Below are 19,111 nucleotides of genomic sequence, written 5' to 3'. Positions count from 1 at the left end.
GGTCTTTCGCTTGGCACGCGATCACCACAGCCAGAGGACACATATGGCGCGCATCTTCATTACAGGCACAGCTGGTTTCATCGGCTTCCATCTGGCGCGACTGTTGCTGGAGCAAGGGCACGAAGTACACGGTTACGACGCCATGACCGACTACTACGATGTAACCCTCAAACAGGCCCGCCGCGACATCCTGCTGAAATACGAGACCTATTCAGACACCATTGCCATGCTCGAAGAGTGCGCGACACTAGACGCCGCCGGTGACGCCTTCTCGCCTCAGGTGATTGTACATCTGGCCGCACAGGCCGGAGTGCGCTATTCCCTAGAGAACCCCCGCGCCTATATCGAGAGCAACGTTGTCGGCACTTTCAACGTGATGGAACTGGCCCGCCGTCACAAGGTGCAGCATCTGCTGATGGCCTCGACCTCTTCGGTCTATGGTGCCAACACCGTCATGCCCTATGCCGAAACACACAAGGCCGATCTGCCGCTCACCATCTATGCCGCGACCAAGAAAGCGAACGAAGCGATGGGCCATTCCTATGCCCACCTCTGGGACCTGCCGACCACGATGTTTCGCTTCTTTACCGTCTACGGTCCTTGGGGACGTCCCGACATGGCACCGTTCAAATTCACCAAGCGGATACTGGAAGGCACCACAATCGATATCTACAACAATGGCGAAATGTGGCGCGATTTCACCTATGTGGGCGATCTGGTGCGCGGCATCAGCCTGTTGATCGACACGCCTCCCCGTCGCCCGGCGACCCCCGAGGCGATTGATCCGGGCGACAGCCTGTCGCCAGTCGCGCCCCACAGGATCGTCAACATCGGAAATTCGGACAAGGTCCGCCTGCTGGATTTCATCGAAGCTCTGGAAAATGCCACCGGTCGCAAGGCAATCCGCAACTATATGCCGATGCAGCCCGGTGACGTGCCCGCCACATGGGCCAATGCGGATTTGCTGCATCGCCTGACGGGCTATCGTCCACAGACCGATTTCCAAGAGGGCGTGCGTCAGACCGTCGACTGGTATCGCAGCCACTACCAGATATGATGATCTGCTCGTTCTCTGAGGCCATGACTGCAAGCGGTCGACAAGCCCAGAGGCCGCAACTATCTGAACAGCGGCCCTAGACCCAATAGCGACCCGCGTCTTACGACGTTTGCAGGAACGAACAGCCCTCGGACGTGATCGCCGCCGCGGTCAGCCGGTTCGAATGATAGGCACCGGTGTCGATAGCGATACGACCGTTGTGCATTTCCGGTTCCTTGACGATCGTGTGACCGTGAACAACCCACAGACCATCTTCGCGCCGGGTTGTGGTGAAATCCCGATGCCCCCACAGCATCGCGCGCTCATCCTGATCAATCGGCGCGCGCGCGGGGTTCATGGCCGCATGAACGCAAACCACATTGCCGCTCTGACGCCACCTCGGCAGGGCGCGCAGCCAGTCCAGCATGCCCGCAGGCATCGCGGCCAGCAGTGCATCGCCTGCATCCGCCATATCCTCGACCGGAGAGTTCAGCCCCAGCCCGCCGATACGGAAGCTTGCCAGCGTCTGTAGACCACCATTGACCAGCCAGCGGGCACCACGCCCCGCAGGGTCGTCGAGAAAGTCCAGCATCATCTGCTCATGGTTGCCCATCAGACAAACCACTTCATCCGGCATGGCTGTGGACAGTTCCTGCAAATGCACCAGCACCTCGTCCGAGTGCTCGCCACGGTCTACGTAGTCCCCGAGGAAAACCAACAACGGTGCGGTGTGGCCATGCGCGCTTACATCCGCATCAATGCTTTGCAGCAATGGCTCGATAAGGTCGGCACGACCATGCACATCGCCGATAACGTAAAGCGGCCTGTCAGGCGCGAACGCCGGCATGTCGGACTGGGGCACCACATTCGGCGCAGAACGGGACGGAAGGAACTGATTTAGAAATTTTCGCACGGAGTAAGACGAAACCTTTTTGTCAGAAGAGCCGCCTCCCATTCTTAGAGACATAGATCAGGCTCGGGCAATCCGAGCAAAGATATGCGCTACACGTCAAACTCACAAGCGGGCGGTTGATAGTACCCCATCAGAACGCTGCGGCATTTCGGCCCCCCTGAAGAGGATACCACCCGATTTGGGCACCCCCGCTCATCAGCGGCGCGCGCATGCAATCTCAGCCAACCGCTTCCTGAATGTGGTATCCTTCCACCTTGCGGGCGATCAACCCACGCAACCTGTCGCTGTCTGCCTCTGCCAAAGCCATCTCCAACTCGCGTAGCATCGCAGCGACCTCGATCTGACTGAACATGCTCTCTTGGGCGCGCAGAATTTTCGCGTGGGGTGTCCGACGCAGGCTCGCATCGTCAATCAACAACTCTTCATAGAGTTTCTCGCCGGGGCGGAGGCCGGTAATCTTGATGGCGACATCGCCTTGACCTGTCTTGGGGTTTTTCACTGTACGGCCCGACAGCTCGATCATGCGGCGGGCAATATCGATGATTTTTTGCGGTTCTCCCATATCGAGAACGAACACATCGCCGCCCTCGGCATAGGCTCCCGCCAGCAGCACCAGCCGGGCGGCTTCTGGGATTGTCATAAAAAAGCGCGTAACGTCTTTGTGCGTGACAGTCACGGGACCGCCCTGCTCTATCTGCTTTTCAAACAACGGCAGAACCGATCCTGACGAACCCAGGACATTGCCGAACCGCACCATGGCCAGACGCGTCCGCAGGTTGCGGGTCTGAAGATCCTGAACCACGAGTTCGGCCATGCGTTTGGTGGCCCCCATGATATTGGTCGGGCGCACGGCCTTATCGGTAGAGACCAGAATGAACCGCTCAACCCCTGCCGCTGCGGCCGCTTCGGCGACGATACGTGTGCCCAATACATTGTTGCGCGCCCCTTCCAGCTCGTTTTCTTCGACCAAAGGGACGTGCTTATAGGCGGCAGCGTGCAGTACGATTTCCACGCCTTCCTGCTCCATAACACTGGTGACGCGCGATTTATCAGCGACCGACCCCAGCCGCGCCACGATCGGGATACCTGCCGCATCCGCGCGCGCGCGGATGTCCCGATCAATCGCATAGAGCGCATATTCGCTTTGTTCGAACAGAACGATGCGCGCCGGGTTGCGGTTGATCAACTGACGGCACAACTCCGATCCGATTGACCCTCCCGCGCCAGTAACCATAACCACACGCCCGGCATAGGCTTTGGCAATCTCGGGCGTATCCAGATCAACCTTGTCGCGGCCCAGTAACGCATCCGGGCTGACCGGCTGCATCTGATGATCCGGCTGCTTGCCACTCATCATGTCGATGTAAGAGGGCAAAATCTGCATCTCGACACCAAGGCCTGATAGATCGTCGATCAGGTTACGGCGGCGTTCTTCAGAAATCGAAGGCATTGCCAGCAAAACGCGCTCAATGCGGTGCCGTCTTACAAGTTGTTCCAGCTTGCCGGGCGCATAGACCGGCAGCCCTGCCGCCATCAGCCCGTGCAGGTTGGGATTATCGTCCACAAACAGTACCGGCCGCGCCTCGGATGACTGACGCAAGGCCGCCGCCATCTGGATGCCGCCTGCCCCGGCCCCATAGATCGCCACGCGCTGACGCGTCCCCTCGCGATCCTCCAACCACGTCAGCAGGGTCTGCCCGGCAATGCGCACCCCGACAGAGGACAGAAAGAAAAGCGTCCCAAAAATCAGCGGAACAGATCGCGGCCCCGAAAGCTTTAGAATGTAGCTGAGGCTGATGGCCAACACTGCCAACGCCGCAGCCACCACGCCGATCTTGGTCGCGGCACGCATCTCAAAGGCATTCAGCTTGATCTGCGGCAGACGGCACTTCCAGATGACCAATGCTCCCAGCATCGTCATCAACACAAAGAGCACGAACGCGTCATGTACTCGATCCAGTGGCGCAAGGGTGCCATACCGAAGGCCAAATGCCGCATACAGGCCGATCGGAACGAGCGCCGTATCGGTCACGAAGAAGATGGCCCGCTTCACGGATCGTGGCAAAGCTTTGCAATCGCTGAGTTTCATGGCAAAAAGCTCTTTTTTGATAATTGAAGACTCAGTATTTGTCTACGCGCGCCGCTTATAGCCTCATTTCGCGTCAGAACGAAGACACTCTACCAACATAGGTTGATTCTCGCCGACACTTGTCGTCCAAGAATGCCATCCAATCCATCGAACCGATATGCGGCCCTTGGTCCAATTCTCCTGTGGCCTGAGCAGAATGCCCGTATTCTGAGAAATCGACACAGTTGTTTCGGCAGCAACGCTGGCCCATGCCGCGCATATGAAAAACGCCGCATGGGGATCCCGTTCGCGCGCAATCTGCCTTGCTAGCGTCCGACGGCCTCATAGCGTTTAAAACCGGCAGCCTCGACGTCTCGACGGTGATAGATGTTGCGCAGATCGGCCATGCAAGGGGTACGCATCCCCTTGGCCAGACGGCTCAGGTCCAGCGCCCGAAACTCGTTCCATTCGGTCAGGATCACCACCGCATCGGCATCTTTGGCAGCACAATAGGCGTCGTCGCACCATTCCACCCCCGGCAACAATGCCTCTCCCTCTTTACGGCCCTGTGGGTCAACCACGCGCACCTTCGCGCCCCCCCCGACCATCGACGGGACGATCGTCAGGCTGGGTGCATCGCGCATGTCGTCGGTATTGGGTTTGAACGTGACCCCCAGAACCGCCACGGTCTTGCCATTGAAACTGTCACCGCACAGGTCCAGCACCTTGTCCAGCATCCGCCGCTTCACCCCGTCATTCACCGCGATCACCGTTTCAACGATGCTCTGTGGCGAAGCGTGTTCCTGCCCGATCCGGGCCAATGCTTTGGTATCTTTAGGAAAACACGACCCGCCATAGCCGGGTCCTGCGTGCAGGAACTTGTCCCCGATGCGCTTGTCCATGCCCATGCCCTTGGACACAGATTTTACATCCGCACCGACCCGTTCGCACAACGCCGCAATCTCGTTGATAAAGGTGATCTTGGTCGCCAGAAACGCATTGGCCGCATATTTGATCATCTCCGCGCTTTCCAGATCGGTCCGCACGATGGGAAAATCACGTAGATAGAGCGGACGGTACACCGCTTCCATCACCGCTGCCGCGCGGTCACTCTCTACTCCGACCACGATCCGGTCAGGACGCATAAAATCGTCGATCGCAGCCCCTTCCCGCAGGAATTCCGGGTTCGACGCCACGCCGAATTCATCCGCCCCCTTCACCCGCGCGATAATATCATGCACCGCCCGGTTGGTGCCCACCGGCACCGTGGATTTGGTAACGATGACCGCGTAGCCAGTCAGCGCGGCGGCAATCTCTTCAGCCGCCGCATAGACATAGGTCAGATCTGCATGCCCGTCACCACGCCGCGTCGGCGTGCCCACGGCGATGAACACCGCATCCGCCCCTGCAACTGCCGCTTTCAGATCGCCGGTGAATGACAGCCGCCCGGCCTCTACGTTGCGGACCATCAAATCTTCCAGCCCCGGCTCATAGATCGGGACATGCCCGGCCTCCAGCATCTCGATCTTGGCGGGGTCACGATCGACGCAAACCACGTCATGGCCAAAATCGGAAAAACATACGCCCGACACAAGGCCAACATAGCCGGTGCCGATCATCGCAATGCGCATGAGTATCTCCTGTTCCTGTATTTTTGCTCGTTTTTATATTTCTAGCTGAACTTATGGTGCAAATTGCACTTGGGGTTTGGTAAATTCTGTATACGCGGGTCATTCTGTGGCCAAGTGTGATCTTGGGCAGACAGTTGTTGGCCCTGCTCTGATGACGGGCCAGATACTCTTGCCTGCGCGGCATGATAATCGCCCAGCGTGACCGGGACACAGCGGGTCGAAAGCCACATGCGTCCGTTTAACCCGACGCATCCGCAATCGGCTTAGGCTGGGGCTAAGCCAAGCTGAGGGACTCTGTGCTTTTCGCCCCACGCCGAAACATGAAAGCGTTCGCGCAAGAGACCCGTGCGCGGGCACCCGTTTTACAGGAGAGAACGATGGCCAAGGATATTGCAGGACCCGCCGCCGCAGACGCGCTGCGCGAAGCCGCAGGCGTACCGTTCGAGAGCGCCCGCGCGATGCCGCCCGAGGTCTATACCTCGCCCGAGTTTGCGGATCTGGAACTGGAGCACATCTTTCGCGAGGACTGGTATTGCATCGGGCGCGCCAGCGCCTTGCCAGAGTCCGGCGACTATGTGACATGCACCCTTGCCGGACAGCCGATCATGGTGCTGCGCGACAAGGACGGCGCGATCAAGGCGCAATCCAACGTCTGCCTGCACCGCATGTCCACCCTGCTGGAGGGACGCGGACGGGCGCGATCCATCGTCTGCCCCTATCACGCATGGACCTACAACCTTGACGGCACCCTGCGCGGCGCCCCGGCGATGACCCTGAATGAAGGGTTCTGCAAAGACGGCTACCGCTTGCCGCAACTGCGTTGCGAGGAATGGCTGGGTTGGGTCTTTGTTTCGCTCAACCCCGATGCGCCCCCGGTCGCCACGCAACTGGCCGAGGTCGAAGCACTGGTCGCGGGCTACGACATGACCAACTACACCGAGGCGTTTTTCGAAGAACACGTCTGGGATACCAATTGGAAGGTGCTCGCCGAAAACTTCATGGAAAGCTACCATCTGCCGGTCTGCCATGCTGGCACCATCGGCGGGTTGAGCAAACTCGAAGAGATGGTTTGCGTGCCCGGCAGCCCCGCGTTCAATTATCACACGATCCTAAAGGACGACACGCTGCGCATAGCAATGGCGCATCCCAGCAACGACCGTCTCAAGGGGGATGAGCGTCGCACGACATTCCTGCTGGCGATCTACCCCAGCCTGCTGATCACGCTGACGCCGGGATATTTCTGGTATCTGTCACTGCACCCAAAGGGGCCGGGTCAGGTGCATATCCGCTTTGGCGGCGGCATGTCTGATGACTATGCCAACGACCCGGATGCGCAACAGAACTTTGCCGATCTCAAGGCGCTGCTCGACGATGTGAACATCGAGGATCGCGGTTGTACCGAAAAGGTATTCGCGGGCCTCTCCTCGCAACTGGCAAAACCCGGTCATCTGTCGCATCTGGAACGCCCAAACTACGACTTTGCCCAATATATCCACGGCCGCGTCTCGCGCGCTGACTGACAGGACCACGTTCATGGCACATACCCGCATCCGCAAATTCAACACCTCCGACACCTACCCAGAGCAAAACCTCGACAATGATCTGTGTCAGGCGGTCGTCACAGCTGGCGGCAGGACTGTCTGGCTGCGCGGGCAATGTCCGCAGAACCTTGATGATGCGCAAAACATCGACAGCCATGACCCGGTCGAACAAACTCACAAGGTCATGCAGAACATCCGCCAACTGATCGAAGAGGCTGGCGGCAGCATGGAGCATCTGGTCAAGGTTGTCGTCTACATCACCGATGTCCGTCACCGCGAGGCGGTCTATCGGACCATGGGCGAATACATCAAGGGCGTGCACCCGGTCTCGACCGGGCTGGTGGTGCAGGCGCTCGCGCGGCCCGAATGGCTGGTCGAGATCGACGGCACGGCGGTGATCCCTGAATGACCTTTTCACTTGTCGCCCGTTGCGCTGAGACCGGCATGTTCGGCCTCGCCATCTCGTCGTCGTCCCCAGCGGTCGCCGCGCGGTGCGCCTTTGCCCGCGCAGGCGTCGGCGCGGTCGCATCGCAGAACGTGACTGACCCGACGCTCGGCCCGCTCACGCTCGACCTGATGCAGGCTGGCATGACCGCCCCCGAGGCGATCGCCGAAATGCAGCAGCGCAGTAAGTTCACCGAATACCGTCAGGTTCTGGCAGTCGACAGTCAGGGGCGCACCGCCATCCATTCAGGACCAAACTCGCTGGGTATCTGGACACAGGCACAGGCCGAAAACGTCGCATCTGGCGGCAACCTTCTGGCCAATGACACCGTGCCACAGGCCATCGTCGACGAGTTCCTGCGCACCTCTGGTCATATCGGCGACCGCCTGATTGCCGCCATGCGCGCCGGGTTGGCCGCGGGTGGCGAGGCCGGGCCGGTACATTCCGCCGGCATGATGATCGTGGACAGTGTCGCATGGCCCGTGGCCGATTTGCGCTGCGACTGGGCTGATGACTGCCCGATCCAGAACATCGCCACCGCATGGGACATCTACAAACCCCAGCTTGACGCCTATATCCAACGCGCCCTGGACCCCAGCGCTGCCCCCTCCTACGGAGTACCCGGAGATGACTGACATGATTTCGGATCGCACATCGACTGTCAGCCTGCGGCACGAACTTGCCGCCTGCGCAGCCGCACCGCCCGACGCGCCGCGTGGCCTGCCCGGACAGGCCTATGTCGATCCCGGCTTCTTTGCCCATGAATGCGCCACCGTGCTGCGGCGCGGCTGGCACTGCGTCGGACGGGCGGACGAACTGCCCGAACAAGGCGACTACCTGACGTTGAACCTGCTGGATGAACCCGTCGTCGTCGTGCGTGACGATACCACGATCCGGGCACTGTCCAATGTCTGTCGCCATCGCGGCATGCCGTTGGTCGAGGGCAGTGGCAACACCAAACGTTTCGTCTGTCGCTACCACGCATGGACCTACGGTACCGACGGGGCGCTGCTGCGCGCGCCACGTATGCAGAACGCTGGCTTTGACGCCAAAACCTGCAAACTGCCCGAATTTCACTGCGCTCAGCGGTTCGGGTTCATCTATGTCTGTCTCGCGGATCAGGCTCCCGATATTGACGCCGAACTCAGCGGCCTCTCGGACATGATCGGACCCTACCAGCCCGAAAATTACCGCATCGTGCACGCCGCGCAAGAGGTCTGGCACTGTAATTGGAAATGTCTGGTCGAAAACTTCATGGAAGGTTACCACCTGTCGGTCGTGCATCCCGTCACGCTGCACGGCTACACCCCCACGGGCCTCAGCCGCAAAGGTCCGAACGGGCTGGGCTATACCAGCTATTTCGCCAACTACCCCACCAACATCCCATCGCGCGGGGCCGGGGCACCGGGGCTGGATGACGCCGCGCGCAATCGCTCCAGTCTCTTTGCCGCCTTCCCCTGTCAGGTGGCCAGTGTCGCCGCATCATTGCTGGTCTCGCTCAGCATCCTGCCGCTGACCGCCACCTCGATCGAGGTCCGCTGGACAATGTCGGTCTACGGCGACGAATTGGACGATGAAACAATCCGGCAGCGCGTCAACCTGTGGGAAGAAGTCAACCGCGAGGACCGCGAGAAGCTGGAGGCGATGCAACGCGCGCTCAGGTCGGTACATGCCTCGGGCGGGCCGCTGGCCGGTGACGATTACGAGGGCACGGTACGCGATTTCCTGCTGTGGCTGGCGCGTCAGGATGCCATGGCGGGTTAATCCGCCCCGAACTCCGTCGGCACGCCGACGATGCAGGGCGGATCAACCAGATTGTCCGCCCGCGCGCCGAACCGCAGCAGATCGCGCCGCCCATACTGATCGGCGATCTCCTCGGCCAGCGCGCGCACTGTCCTCCCCTGCCCGGTGCATATATTCGCAGCACCTTGCACGTCACTCAACGCGCCATCGACGATCCGCCGCGCCGCCGTTTCCACGTCAATGAAATCGCGGATTTGCGTGCCGCTGGTCAGTTCCACCGCCGCACCCGCCTTTAGCCTGTCATGCAAGAACGGCACCAGCCGCTTGGCATGTTCACCTGGTCCGTACAGGTGGAACAATCGGCACCACAGGAATGACACACCTTCCTGCCCGAACCATTGCTGCAATGTGTGAAACGCTGACAGCTTGGCCGCCGCATAGGGCGTTGTCGGGGTCAGTGGCGCATCGCTCGACAATGGATGTTCCGCCATCTCATACTCGATGCAGGTGCCCAGCCCCACAACCCGGCCCACCCCTGCGGCCGTCGCCCCCTTGGCCAGCGCCAGTGTCCCGCTCAGGCAATCGAGGTTCTTCCCGGATGTCAGATAGGCGCCCGGCTCTGCATACCACGCCGCGTGGATCACCAGATCCCCTTCGGCCAGCACGCCGCGCCACCAGTCCGCATCCTGCGCAAAAAGATCGTCGGTTTCCACCGCCTGCGTCAATTCAGGTTCAAACGCGATCCGTTCCTGCCAGCCGGGCCGCGCCACGATCGTCACGCCATGTCCCCGGCGTTGCAGCTGCGCCAGAATATGCCGCCCGACAAATCCCGTCGCTCCGGTCAACAGGATCGCCATCACAGCACCCTGATTTCGGGCACCGCCACGACGAACCGCGTACCCAGTTCGGCCAGCGCCGCGTTCTGTTTCATCACTTCGTCCGCGATATTCCACGGCAGAATCACCAGATAGTCAGGACGTTGCTCGGTCAGCACCGAAGGCGGCAGGATGGGGATATGACTGCCGGGCAGGTATTGCCCGATCTTCGCCGGTGCCGCATCGCACACGAACGGCATCAGGTCGGGCCGGATACCGGCATAGTTCATCAACGTATTGCCCTTGGCCGCAGCCCCGTACCCGGCGACAGATTTGCCCGTTGTCTTGGCGTCCAGCAGGAACCGCACCAGATCATCCTTGACCCGGTTGGCGCGCGCCTGAAACGACCGGTAGGTATCGGCTTGTTGCAGCCCGCCTGCGATCTCGGCCTGTAGAACGCGGTGCACCACCTCCGTCGCCTCGTGTCCCGCCCCCTGCCGACAGCCATAAACCCGCAGACTGCCGCCATGTGTCGGCAATTCCTCAACATCGAACACCCGCAATCCCGCCGCAGAAAAAATCGCCGAAACCGCGCCCAGCGAAAGATAAGAGAAATGCTCGTGATAGACCGTGTCGAACTGTGTCTCTTGAATCAGCCGCAACAAATGCGGAAACTCGAAGGTGACAACCCCCTCATCCTTCAGCAGCGCCGCAACCCCTTGGGTAAAGCCGTTAATGTCTGGCACATGCGCGTAGACGTTGTTGCCGATCACCAGATCGGCGCGTTCGCCTGCATCGGCCATCCGCCGTCCCACATCGGCGCCAAAGAACTCCTGCCGCACTGGAATCCCTCGTACCTCTGCCGCCTCTGCGGTGCTGCGCGTCGGCTCAATCCCCAGACAGGGCACACCCGCCGCCACAAAATTGCGCAAAAGGTAGCCATCATTCGAGGCCAACTCGACCACCAGACTGGACGCGTCCAACCCCAACCGTTGCGTAATCATCTTGCAATAGGTCGCCGCGTGGGTCAGCCATCCCTTTGAGGTGGACGAGAAATAGGCGTAATCCGCACTGAACAGCGCGCCCGCATCCGCATAATCCTCGGTTTGCACCAACCAGCAGGACGCACATGCCAGCACCCGCAACGGATATGTCACCTCGGGTTTGCTCAGGTCTTCGGCCCGCAGATAGGCATTCGACGGCGGCGCATGTCCCAGATCGAGAAATTCAATATCCAGCTCAGCGGTGCAGTGACGGCATTTCATAGGTCTATCGGCTCTATTGAGGTAAATGGCGGGTGATTGGCATCGCGCTCTGACATCACCGTGATCGGCAGGGGCCACGCGATCGCAAGGGTCGGATCACTGGCCGAAATCGCCCCTTCCGCCGCTGGCGCGTAGGGTTGCGAATGGCAGTAGTGCAGTTCTACATCGTCTGTCAGCGTCTGAAACCCGTGGGCGCAGCCCGCCGGAATGTAAACGCTTTCAAGCGCGTGCCCGTCCAACGTCACGGCGCAGGTCCGGCCAAAACTCAGCGACCCCGCGCGCAGGTCCACGAACACATCCAGAACCCGCCCCCGGACACAGCGCACCAGCTTGATTTCGGCAAAGGGCGGATGCTGGAAATGCAGTCCGCGCACGGTGCCTTTGGTGGCGCTGATAGAGGTATTCATCTGCACCCAGTTCGTGTTCAGGTCCCGCGTTGCGAATTCATCGGCACAATAGACCCGCGCGAACGCACCCCGACTGTCGCCACGCCGCTCTGGCGTGATCTGATAGGCGCCCTCAATGCCGAGTGCGGTGAACTTCATGCCGCACTATAGGCGCGGATCTGATCCAGCGTCACGTCCAGCGGCGCAGCCCCTTCATCGACCGACCGATACCATTCCATCGTGCGCGCCACCGCCGCATCAAAATTCCACCTTGGTTGCCACCCCAGCACGCTCCGTGCCTTGTCGATGGACAGTTTCAGCAGTCCGGCCTCATGCGGCGCAGCTGGATCGACATTGGCGTGATAGCAGCCCGGCCATGATTTCAGCGCCGCCTGAATGACTTCCTCGACCGTACGGTTGTCACCCGCATCCGGCCCGAAATTGAACGCATCCGCCAGCGTCTCATCGGCACTCAGCCGCTCGGCCAGCATCATGTAGCCCGACAGCGGTTCCAGCACATGCTGCCACGGCCGCACCGCGCCAGGGTTGCGCGTCTCGATCGACCGCCCCTGTGACAGCGCGCGCGCAATATCCGGCACCAGCCGGTTCTCGCACCAGTCGCCGCCTCCGATCACATTACCGGCGCGTGCCGACGCCAGTCGCAGCGGCAGCCCCTCCTGCGCATAGAGCGACCGATAGCTGCCCAAAACCAGCTCTGTCCCCGCTTTGCTGGCGCTATAGGGATCAATCCCGCCCAGACGATCACCCTCGACATAGGCGTGATGCGTTTCGCGGTTGTGATACACCTTGTCCGTCGTCACAACGACTACGGTGCAGGGCGCGCCGACTTTGCGCAGCGCTTCCAACAAGGTCGCCGTGCCCATGACATTTGTGTTCCAGGTCTCCAGCGTGCGGACATAGCTACGCAACACCAGCGATTGCGCAGCCAGATGAAACACCACATCTGGGCGCACTTCGGCCACATAGGCCTGCATCGCGGCCATGTCGGTCACATCATCAATCCGGTGGTGGATCTTGTTGCCCAGCGTCAACTGCTCAAACAATGCAGGCGTCGTGTCAGGCTCCAGCGCGTAGCCATAAACCTCTGCGCCCAGCATGTTAAGCCATAGGGCCATCCAACTGCCCTTGAACCCGGTATGCCCGGTCAACAGAACCCGCTTGCCCGTCCAGAACCCGCTCAAGACCAGATTTTCCACGGTGCCTTGTCCGCAGCCCACAAACCTTCCAGATAATTCCGGTCGCGCAACGTATCCATCGCCGCCCAGAACCCGTCATGCTTGCGTACGGATAACTGACCATCCTTGGCCAGCCCCATCAGGGGCGCCCCCTCGAAAATGGTGTCATCGCCCTCGATCCGGTTCACAACGGACGGCTCGCAGACCATGAATCCCCCACTGATCCACTGTCCATCCCCCTTGGGTTTTTCCAGAAACTGGCGCACAGCACTGCCCTCGATATCCAGCGCACCAAATCGGCCCGCCGGTTGCACGGCCGAAACGGTCGCGTCGCGCCCCTCTGCGCGGTGAAACGCGATCAATGCAGAAATATCAATGTTGCTGACCCCGTCGCCATAGGTCAGGCAAAACGTGTCATCCAGATGCTCCGCGATCCGCTTGATCCGCCCCCCTGTTTGAGTCAGTTCCCCGGTATCGACCAACGTCACGCACCACGGCTCGGCGCGCTGGCGATGCACCTCCATTTTGTTGTTGGCCAGATCAAAGGTCACGTCCGACATATGCAGGAAGTAGTTGGCGAAATATTCCTTGATCTGATACCCACGATAGCCGCAGCAGATCACGAAATCATTCACTCCGAAATGGCTGTAGATCTTCATAATATGCCACAGGATCGGCCGCCCGCCGATTTCAATCATCGGCTTTGGCGTCAGATGACTCTCTTCGCTGATGCGCGTGCCCAACCCCCCGGCGAGAATAACAGCTTTGACCATGAGGTTCCTCCAAAGGAAGCGAAATGCGCAAAGAGAAGGCGGAAAGCGCACTATTAGCACTCCGTAAGTGAATTTCAAGTTTCAGTTGATGTGTCATAGGACAATCGGATATTCCCCTGCCATCGACCTCACCGGATGGCGGCAATACTGTTCAGGGCAAAAGCGTATGAAACACCAGCACACCGCGCCCTGCCCCATATGCGCCAACCGGGTCGGCAATATTTCTCTGGATCACCGCACCCACATCCCTACGTTACAGAATGTGACCCTTGCCAGCCGATCGGCAGCGCTGGAATTCCCCACCGGCGTTCTGACAATGACGCGATGCGCCGGATGCAGCTTTGTCTGGAACGCGGCTTTTGATCCGGCCCGGATCACCTATGATGCGGCCTACAACAACGACGTTACCTATTCCGGCTACTATGTTGCCCATCTCGAGGCGATGGCAGATCGCATCATCGCTGCGGTTGCGGCTGACCAGCCGATCCACTATGTTGAGGTCGGCTGCGGCGAGGCCGATTTCCTGCGGCTGGTGGTCCAGCGCGCGCGTGGCAGATGCGTCTCGGCGACCGGGTTCGACCCGTCCTATGCAGGCCATACCCCCCTGCCCGAGGGCGCGATCGTTCACCGATCCTTCTTTGGCCCTGACCAATTGCCGCAGATCCCCGTAGCCACGAATGTCATATGTTCGCGTCACACGATTGAACATGTTCCCGATGTTCATGCCTTTGTCAGCGCCCTCTGCGCGCCCATGCAAGACCCCGCACGCCGCTTGTTTATCGAGACGCCAGATGCCGACTGGATATTGCGCAATACTGCGTTTCAGGACTTCTTTTACGAGCATTGCTCGATCTTCACACCCGCCTGCATGGCCCGCATTCTGGGGCAGTACGGCCTGAGTGCCCAAACCACATCCGTCTATGGCGGTCAGTATATGTGGACCGAGGCACAGCATGTGCCCGTGACCGATCGGCCCGACATTCCCCCCGATGACACCCTTGCGCACCGCTACGCAAAAGACAGCACCGAACTGATCCGTCGCTGGGCAGATTTCGTCGCGCGCAACACTCGCAACGGCCCCGTTGCCATCTGGGGGGCCGCCTCCAAGGGTGTCACCTTTTCCCTGTTGCTGGCCCAGTTGCAGGACGCCGGCGCAAATATCACCTGCGCCATAGACCTGAACCGGGCCAAGCAAGGCTGTTACCTGCCCGTCAGTGGCGCACCAGTCGTCAGCCCCGTACAGGCACAGAAAATCGGGGTGCAGAGCATTATCGTGATGAACCCGAACTACCTCGACGAGATCACCAAGATGGTGGATGCGATGGGCTGGACCCCGGTCATCGCGACCCTGAATACTTGAAATTGGGGCTGCGCCATTCCGCGTGGCCCAAACGATTGGATGAACCCGAATGACTGATTTCCCCAAAGAAGTAAGAGACCGCATCGCCACCTATCCCAACGAAACGGAAATGGTCACAACTGCCGCAGCCTTCCTTCGGGCATCAACACAGCCCAAATACTGCTACAACTTTGCATGGCAGGGCCGTCCGATCATCCAGTACCCTCAGGACATCGTCGCGATGCAGGAACTGATCTGGGGGGTAAAGCCAGACCTGATCATCGAGACGGGCATTGCTCATGGTGGATCGCTGATCTTTAGCGCGTCAATTCTGGCCATGCTTGACATGAATGACGCAATCGAAGCCGGTCAGCCCCTCGACCCTGCGATCTCCCGACGCAAGGTTCTGGGCATTGATATCGACATCCGTGCGCATAACCGCACCGCCATCGAGGCACATCCAATGGCCTCGCGCATACAGATGATCCAAGGATCAAGCATCGCCGATGATGTAATCGCACAGGTCCGTGACATCGCCGCCGGATACGACCGTGTTCTGGTCTGCCTTGACAGCAACCACACGCATGATCACGTCCGGTCCGAGCTGGAGCTGTATGCGCCGCTCACCTCTCTTGGCAGCTATTGCGTGGTCTTTGATACGCTGATCGAGGACATGCCAGCGGACGAATATCCCGACCGCCCTTGGGGTCCGGGCGACAACCCAAAAACCGCCGTATGGGATTATCTCAAGTCACATCCCGAATTCGAGATTGACAAATCCGTGGCAGACAAGCTGCTGATCACCGTCGCCCATGACGGGTTTCTCAAACGCATCGGCTAGGGACGCGGCACCATGCCGCCTCATAGCTGGCGGTGATAAGCCTTTGATCGATGCCGCGCCGCCGACCATGCGGCCCCCCGCGTCATTTGGCCGTCGATCACGGCACCGAATTCATCACCCAGAATACCATCGCAAACCTGCGCAGCTGTCAGGATGGTATTTTCGCCATCCTTCGCGGCCAGCACGCGAAAGCTATGTATCTGGTTACGCAACCGCATGATGCGTTCGCGCGCACTGCGCTTGGGCTTTGGTGGCATCAGTTTGGCCGCTGCGAATTCTTCTGTCGTGCCCGTCTGTTCGGCATATTTGTGCAGAATCGCGTCGATCCGCGCCGTCGCCTCCGGGTTGCCCGGCTCCGCACTCAACCCATAGCGATACCACCGCGCAAGATCAGGTCGGCACGCCGTATGCCCCATCCGCGCGATCACCGTCTCTAGCGTGGCAAAGAACGCCAGCGGTATCGTCAACGCGTGATCAAAGGCGTCCTCCAGCGGATCGGCCTTGTTCTCGGCGGTAAAGGCGCGCCCCGCATTGCCGCCCTCAGCGTCCGTCCGTCCGCCATGATGCGCGCCACCAGTGCTGACCGGGCTGTGGCCGCTGATCGTGAATGGATGATCGGCATGCAGGAACGCCCCGCCGGTCAGGGTGGTGCGATACTCGAAATTCACATCCGGGATCGCACTGTCAAAGAACACACCCGGTGCCGGAGCCAACCGCTCAAGAAACCCGCGCGAAACGCACCCGTGGTAAACATTCGGCGTGACCGGGGCGATGGCGCTCAGCTCGCACCGGCGCAGCGCCCCCAGATTTCGCTCTTTCGGGTCGTATTGGATGCAGCCGCCGAAAGTACTGTGCCGATAAAACCTCAGACCGCCGGTCTTCTTGCCATAGCCACCCACTGGCCAGCCATAGGTCGCCCGCGCCCATGACATGCCGTCGGGCCGGTGGCGTTCCAAGAGGTGGCGCAGATACCGGAACTGCCCAGGCACGATCCCGTCATCATCGCCAAAGAACAAAACATACGCGCCCGTACTGGCCATCAGTGCATGGTTGAAGTTTTCACGCATCGAGATGCGCGCGCCGGTATTGATGCATCTGACCCGAGGATCGGTGATCTCGCTCAGCACCTCGCCCGTATGATCCTGGCTGAAATTATCGCACACGACGATTTCGATATCGTCATCGTCGATCTCCAGGGCAGTCCGGATCGCGAAGGGCAGATAATCAGCGCGCTCGCGTGTCGGGATAATGATGCTGATCTTCATACTGTTCCGGTCGCGATTCTCTAAGATAGCAAATCTGGTAGCCTAAAGGTCGCGGCGTTTCACCCAGAACTTCCACCTCGCGCTGTTTTCACGCCCCTGACTGCCCCTAGGATGCAGCTCCTGCGATGCTTCCTGCGCTTCATCTACCTCCCTTGCAATCGGTCACATCGCCGCTACCTCTTGATGCGCTATTCCGGCGTGGCCGGGCGCGCCATCGGATTGCCTGCCCGCATATCCGCCTCAAACGCCATGTGCCGCCCCCGGCCATTCTCCTTGGCCGCATAGAGAGCAATGTCGGCATCCTCCATCATCCGCGTTAGCGTCGGATAGGCGTAATCACAGCTTAGCACCGACCCGGCGCTGGCTGAGATGCGGCACGTCTGGCCATTGAAAGCCATCGGCACCTCGAGCAACGAAATGAGCCGTGCCGCGATGTCGCGCACCCGTTGCGGATCGGTCAGGCGCGCGAATATCAGGAGGAATTCATCACCTCCGACCCGCGCGACAGTATCCTCATTGCGGGTTTCCGCGACCATGATCCGCGCCACCTCGCGCAGAACATGATCACCCGCCGCATGTCCCATCGTGTCGTTGACAGCCTTGAAAAAATCGAGGTCGAGATGCATCAGCGCAAACTCCTGTTCGCTGTCGACCAGTTGCTCCAGCAGATAATCAGCAGCGCGGCGGTTTTTCAGTCCCGTTAGCTGATCGGTGTAGGCTTTTTCTTCTGCCGCGATCATCGCCCCCTGCAACCGCAGGTTCAGCGTCTGCGACGCTTCCATCGCCGCGGTCTTGGCCTCCATCAGATAGAGCATTTCGATGGTCAGATCGGTCGCGGCAAAATCGGCACTGGTCAGGTTGAACGCCCGCACCGCCTCGACCACCGAGATGCCAAACGACAGGTTCACGACTGCCCCGCCCGGCGGCCCCATGCCGCTGCCCTGCGCACCATCGGTTTCGGGCAGCGGCATCAAGACCCCCTTGAGGTCGGTGCGCGTCGGTCCCCGCAGTTGCAGATGCAGTTTCTCGCCCGCATGGGCGCGCAGCGCGTCCATGGACCCGTCAATGCGCGGTCGGCGTATCTCGAACCGCTCTGAAAACCGGGTGCCCAGCGCCACAACATCCGGCCCCAGCTTGCGCAGGGTCGGTCCCGCATGGACAATATGGCCCGTCGCTTCCAAAACCACATTCATAGGGCACAGCATGTCCAGCAATCCGATGAATTCCGGCTCGGCTCCGTGCATCTATTCCGCCCTCGCACCCAGATCGAACTGTCGGCCGCTGGCGTAAACCATGCTGAGCAGCTGAATCTCGATGATCTCGCGGCCTGCACCTCCGCCCTTGTGTTCCAGCAGGACCAACGCGCCATAATCATCTGCCAACGCCCGCAACAACCCCACAATCACATGACCAAAGCCAGCGTGTCGCGATTGGCAAATCAGGCTGAAACTATCTGCCGCATGTTCGCGCAGCTCCAGTTGTGGCAGATCCAGATCCGACACCGCCAAACGCGCGCGGGCTGGCAGGTCATCCAGAGAATGCAGGAATTCGGTGAACGTGCTGCCGCCAAACCGCAGCAGGCGTCGCAGCGCCTCGACCTTCGGGTGCGACACCAGATAGGTGCCGATATCCTCCAGAATATCCGCCACGGGCCTGTCCAGAACATTCTGGGCCGCCACCAGCACATCCACCGTGACATGGTCATCATAGGTCAGCATCGCCTCGAACTCGTTATAGTCCAGCGCGGCGCGGCGCATCACCTGCTGCCATGTGTCCCGCCCATAGGTATCGCGAACGAACCGTTCGATGGCCCGATTGATCAGCCCGTGCATATCTCGCTCCGTATTAGACACA

General features: G+C 60.1%; 18 protein-coding genes. 7 read left to right on the top strand and 11 right to left on the bottom strand.

Annotated features, from left to right (window positions below):
* The first annotated feature begins 43 nt into the window (after nucleotides 1–43).
* The gene (locus tag N7U68_RS17400; protein WP_263047636.1) at nucleotides 44–1,057 is read left to right on the top strand and encodes an NAD-dependent epimerase/dehydratase family protein; all 1,014 of its coding nucleotides are present in this window, start codon (nucleotides 44–46) and stop codon (nucleotides 1,055–1,057) included.
* A 100-nt stretch (nucleotides 1,058–1,157) separates the two neighbouring features.
* On the opposite strand, the gene N7U68_RS17395 is transcribed toward N7U68_RS17400, so the two are convergent.
* The 3 genes from N7U68_RS17395 to N7U68_RS17385 form a co-directional block, all read right to left on the bottom strand.
* Nucleotides 1,158–1,949, bottom strand: coding sequence for a metallophosphoesterase family protein (locus tag N7U68_RS17395; protein ID WP_263047635.1), 792 nt, complete (start codon nucleotides 1,947–1,949; stop codon nucleotides 1,158–1,160).
* Nucleotides 1,950–2,166: 217 nt separating this feature from the next.
* On the bottom strand, nucleotides 2,167–4,038 hold the full coding sequence (locus tag N7U68_RS17390; protein ID WP_263047634.1) for a polysaccharide biosynthesis protein: 1,872 nt from the start codon (nucleotides 4,036–4,038) through the stop codon (nucleotides 2,167–2,169).
* A 305-nt stretch (nucleotides 4,039–4,343) separates the two neighbouring features.
* Nucleotides 4,344–5,648, bottom strand: coding sequence for a UDP-glucose dehydrogenase family protein (locus tag N7U68_RS17385; RefSeq protein ID WP_263047633.1), 1,305 nt, complete (start codon nucleotides 5,646–5,648; stop codon nucleotides 4,344–4,346).
* Nucleotides 5,649–6,025: 377 nt separating this feature from the next.
* Between N7U68_RS17385 and N7U68_RS17380 the strand changes: the two genes are divergently transcribed.
* The 4 genes from N7U68_RS17380 to N7U68_RS17365 are packed head-to-tail and all read left to right on the top strand — an operon-like array spanning nucleotide 6,026 to nucleotide 9,398.
* Nucleotides 6,026–7,168 carry an aromatic ring-hydroxylating oxygenase subunit alpha gene (locus N7U68_RS17380; protein ID WP_263047632.1) on the top strand — a complete coding sequence of 381 codons (1,143 nt, stop codon included), beginning with the start codon at nucleotides 6,026–6,028 and terminating at the stop codon, nucleotides 7,166–7,168.
* Between the two features lie 13 nt (nucleotides 7,169–7,181).
* On the top strand, nucleotides 7,182–7,598 hold the full coding sequence (locus tag N7U68_RS17375) for a RidA family protein (RefSeq protein ID WP_263047631.1): 417 nt from the start codon (nucleotides 7,182–7,184) through the stop codon (nucleotides 7,596–7,598).
* Nucleotides 7,595–8,269, top strand: coding sequence for a DUF1028 domain-containing protein (locus tag N7U68_RS17370; protein ID WP_263047630.1), 675 nt, complete (start codon nucleotides 7,595–7,597; stop codon nucleotides 8,267–8,269). The genes N7U68_RS17375 and N7U68_RS17370 overlap by 4 nt, the downstream gene beginning before the upstream one ends.
* The gene (locus N7U68_RS17365) at nucleotides 8,262–9,398 is read left to right on the top strand and encodes an aromatic ring-hydroxylating oxygenase subunit alpha (protein WP_241188217.1); all 1,137 of its coding nucleotides are present in this window, start codon (nucleotides 8,262–8,264) and stop codon (nucleotides 9,396–9,398) included. The genes N7U68_RS17370 and N7U68_RS17365 overlap by 8 nt, the downstream gene beginning before the upstream one ends.
* Here the strand turns inward: N7U68_RS17365 and N7U68_RS17360 are convergent.
* From N7U68_RS17360 to rfbF, 5 genes are read right to left on the bottom strand one after another with little or no spacing between them, the layout of a single operon-like run.
* The gene (locus N7U68_RS17360) at nucleotides 9,395–10,234 is read right to left on the bottom strand and encodes an NAD-dependent epimerase/dehydratase family protein (RefSeq protein ID WP_263047629.1); all 840 of its coding nucleotides are present in this window, start codon (nucleotides 10,232–10,234) and stop codon (nucleotides 9,395–9,397) included. The two genes, N7U68_RS17365 and N7U68_RS17360, sit on opposite strands and share 4 nt — an antisense overlap.
* Nucleotides 10,234–11,457, bottom strand: coding sequence for a class I SAM-dependent methyltransferase (locus N7U68_RS17355; protein ID WP_263047628.1), 1,224 nt, complete (start codon nucleotides 11,455–11,457; stop codon nucleotides 10,234–10,236). The genes N7U68_RS17360 and N7U68_RS17355 overlap by 1 nt, the downstream gene beginning before the upstream one ends.
* Nucleotides 11,454–12,002: a dTDP-4-dehydrorhamnose 3,5-epimerase family protein gene (locus N7U68_RS17350; RefSeq protein WP_263047627.1), complete on the bottom strand. Its 549-nt coding sequence runs from the start codon at nucleotides 12,000–12,002 to the stop codon at nucleotides 11,454–11,456. The genes N7U68_RS17355 and N7U68_RS17350 overlap by 4 nt, the downstream gene beginning before the upstream one ends.
* On the bottom strand, nucleotides 11,999–13,060 hold the full coding sequence (gene rfbG, locus N7U68_RS17345; protein WP_263047626.1) for a CDP-glucose 4,6-dehydratase: 1,062 nt from the start codon (nucleotides 13,058–13,060) through the stop codon (nucleotides 11,999–12,001). Before rfbG ends, N7U68_RS17350 begins: the two co-directional genes overlap by 4 nt.
* Nucleotides 13,042–13,812, bottom strand: coding sequence for a glucose-1-phosphate cytidylyltransferase (gene rfbF / locus N7U68_RS17340; protein ID WP_165193513.1), 771 nt, complete (start codon nucleotides 13,810–13,812; stop codon nucleotides 13,042–13,044). The genes rfbG and rfbF overlap by 19 nt, the downstream gene beginning before the upstream one ends.
* Before the next feature lie 166 nt (nucleotides 13,813–13,978).
* On the opposite strand from rfbF, the gene N7U68_RS17335 reads away from it, so the two are divergent.
* Together N7U68_RS17335 and N7U68_RS17330 are read left to right on the top strand one after the other, a co-directional pair.
* Nucleotides 13,979–15,172, top strand: coding sequence for a class I SAM-dependent methyltransferase (locus N7U68_RS17335; RefSeq protein ID WP_263047625.1), 1,194 nt, complete (start codon nucleotides 13,979–13,981; stop codon nucleotides 15,170–15,172).
* A 49-nt stretch (nucleotides 15,173–15,221) separates the two neighbouring features.
* Nucleotides 15,222–15,992, top strand: coding sequence for a cephalosporin hydroxylase family protein (locus N7U68_RS17330; protein WP_263047624.1), 771 nt, complete (start codon nucleotides 15,222–15,224; stop codon nucleotides 15,990–15,992).
* A gap of 20 nt (nucleotides 15,993–16,012) precedes the next feature.
* Here N7U68_RS17330 and N7U68_RS17325 read toward each other — a convergent pair whose 3' ends face one another.
* From N7U68_RS17325 to N7U68_RS17315, 3 genes are all read right to left on the bottom strand, one after another.
* Entirely contained in the window at nucleotides 16,013–17,257 is a 1,245-nt protein-coding gene (locus N7U68_RS17325) for a glycosyltransferase family 2 protein (protein ID WP_263047623.1), read from the bottom strand.
* Between the two features lie 188 nt (nucleotides 17,258–17,445).
* Entirely contained in the window at nucleotides 17,446–18,501 is a 1,056-nt protein-coding gene (locus N7U68_RS17320; RefSeq protein WP_263047622.1) for a GGDEF domain-containing protein, read from the bottom strand.
* The gene (locus N7U68_RS17315; protein ID WP_263047621.1) at nucleotides 18,502–19,089 is read right to left on the bottom strand and encodes a heme NO-binding domain-containing protein; all 588 of its coding nucleotides are present in this window, start codon (nucleotides 19,087–19,089) and stop codon (nucleotides 18,502–18,504) included. It abuts the gene before it with no gap.
* Nucleotides 19,090–19,111 lie beyond the last annotated feature (22 nt).

Origin of the sequence: Roseovarius pelagicus (genome assembly GCF_025639885.1) — a bacterium.
GTDB lineage: Bacteria > Pseudomonadota > Alphaproteobacteria > Rhodobacterales > Rhodobacteraceae > Roseovarius > Roseovarius pelagicus.
The sequence above is the reverse complement of the archived record's forward strand: the minus strand, read 5'-3'. Positions and strand labels throughout refer to the sequence as shown.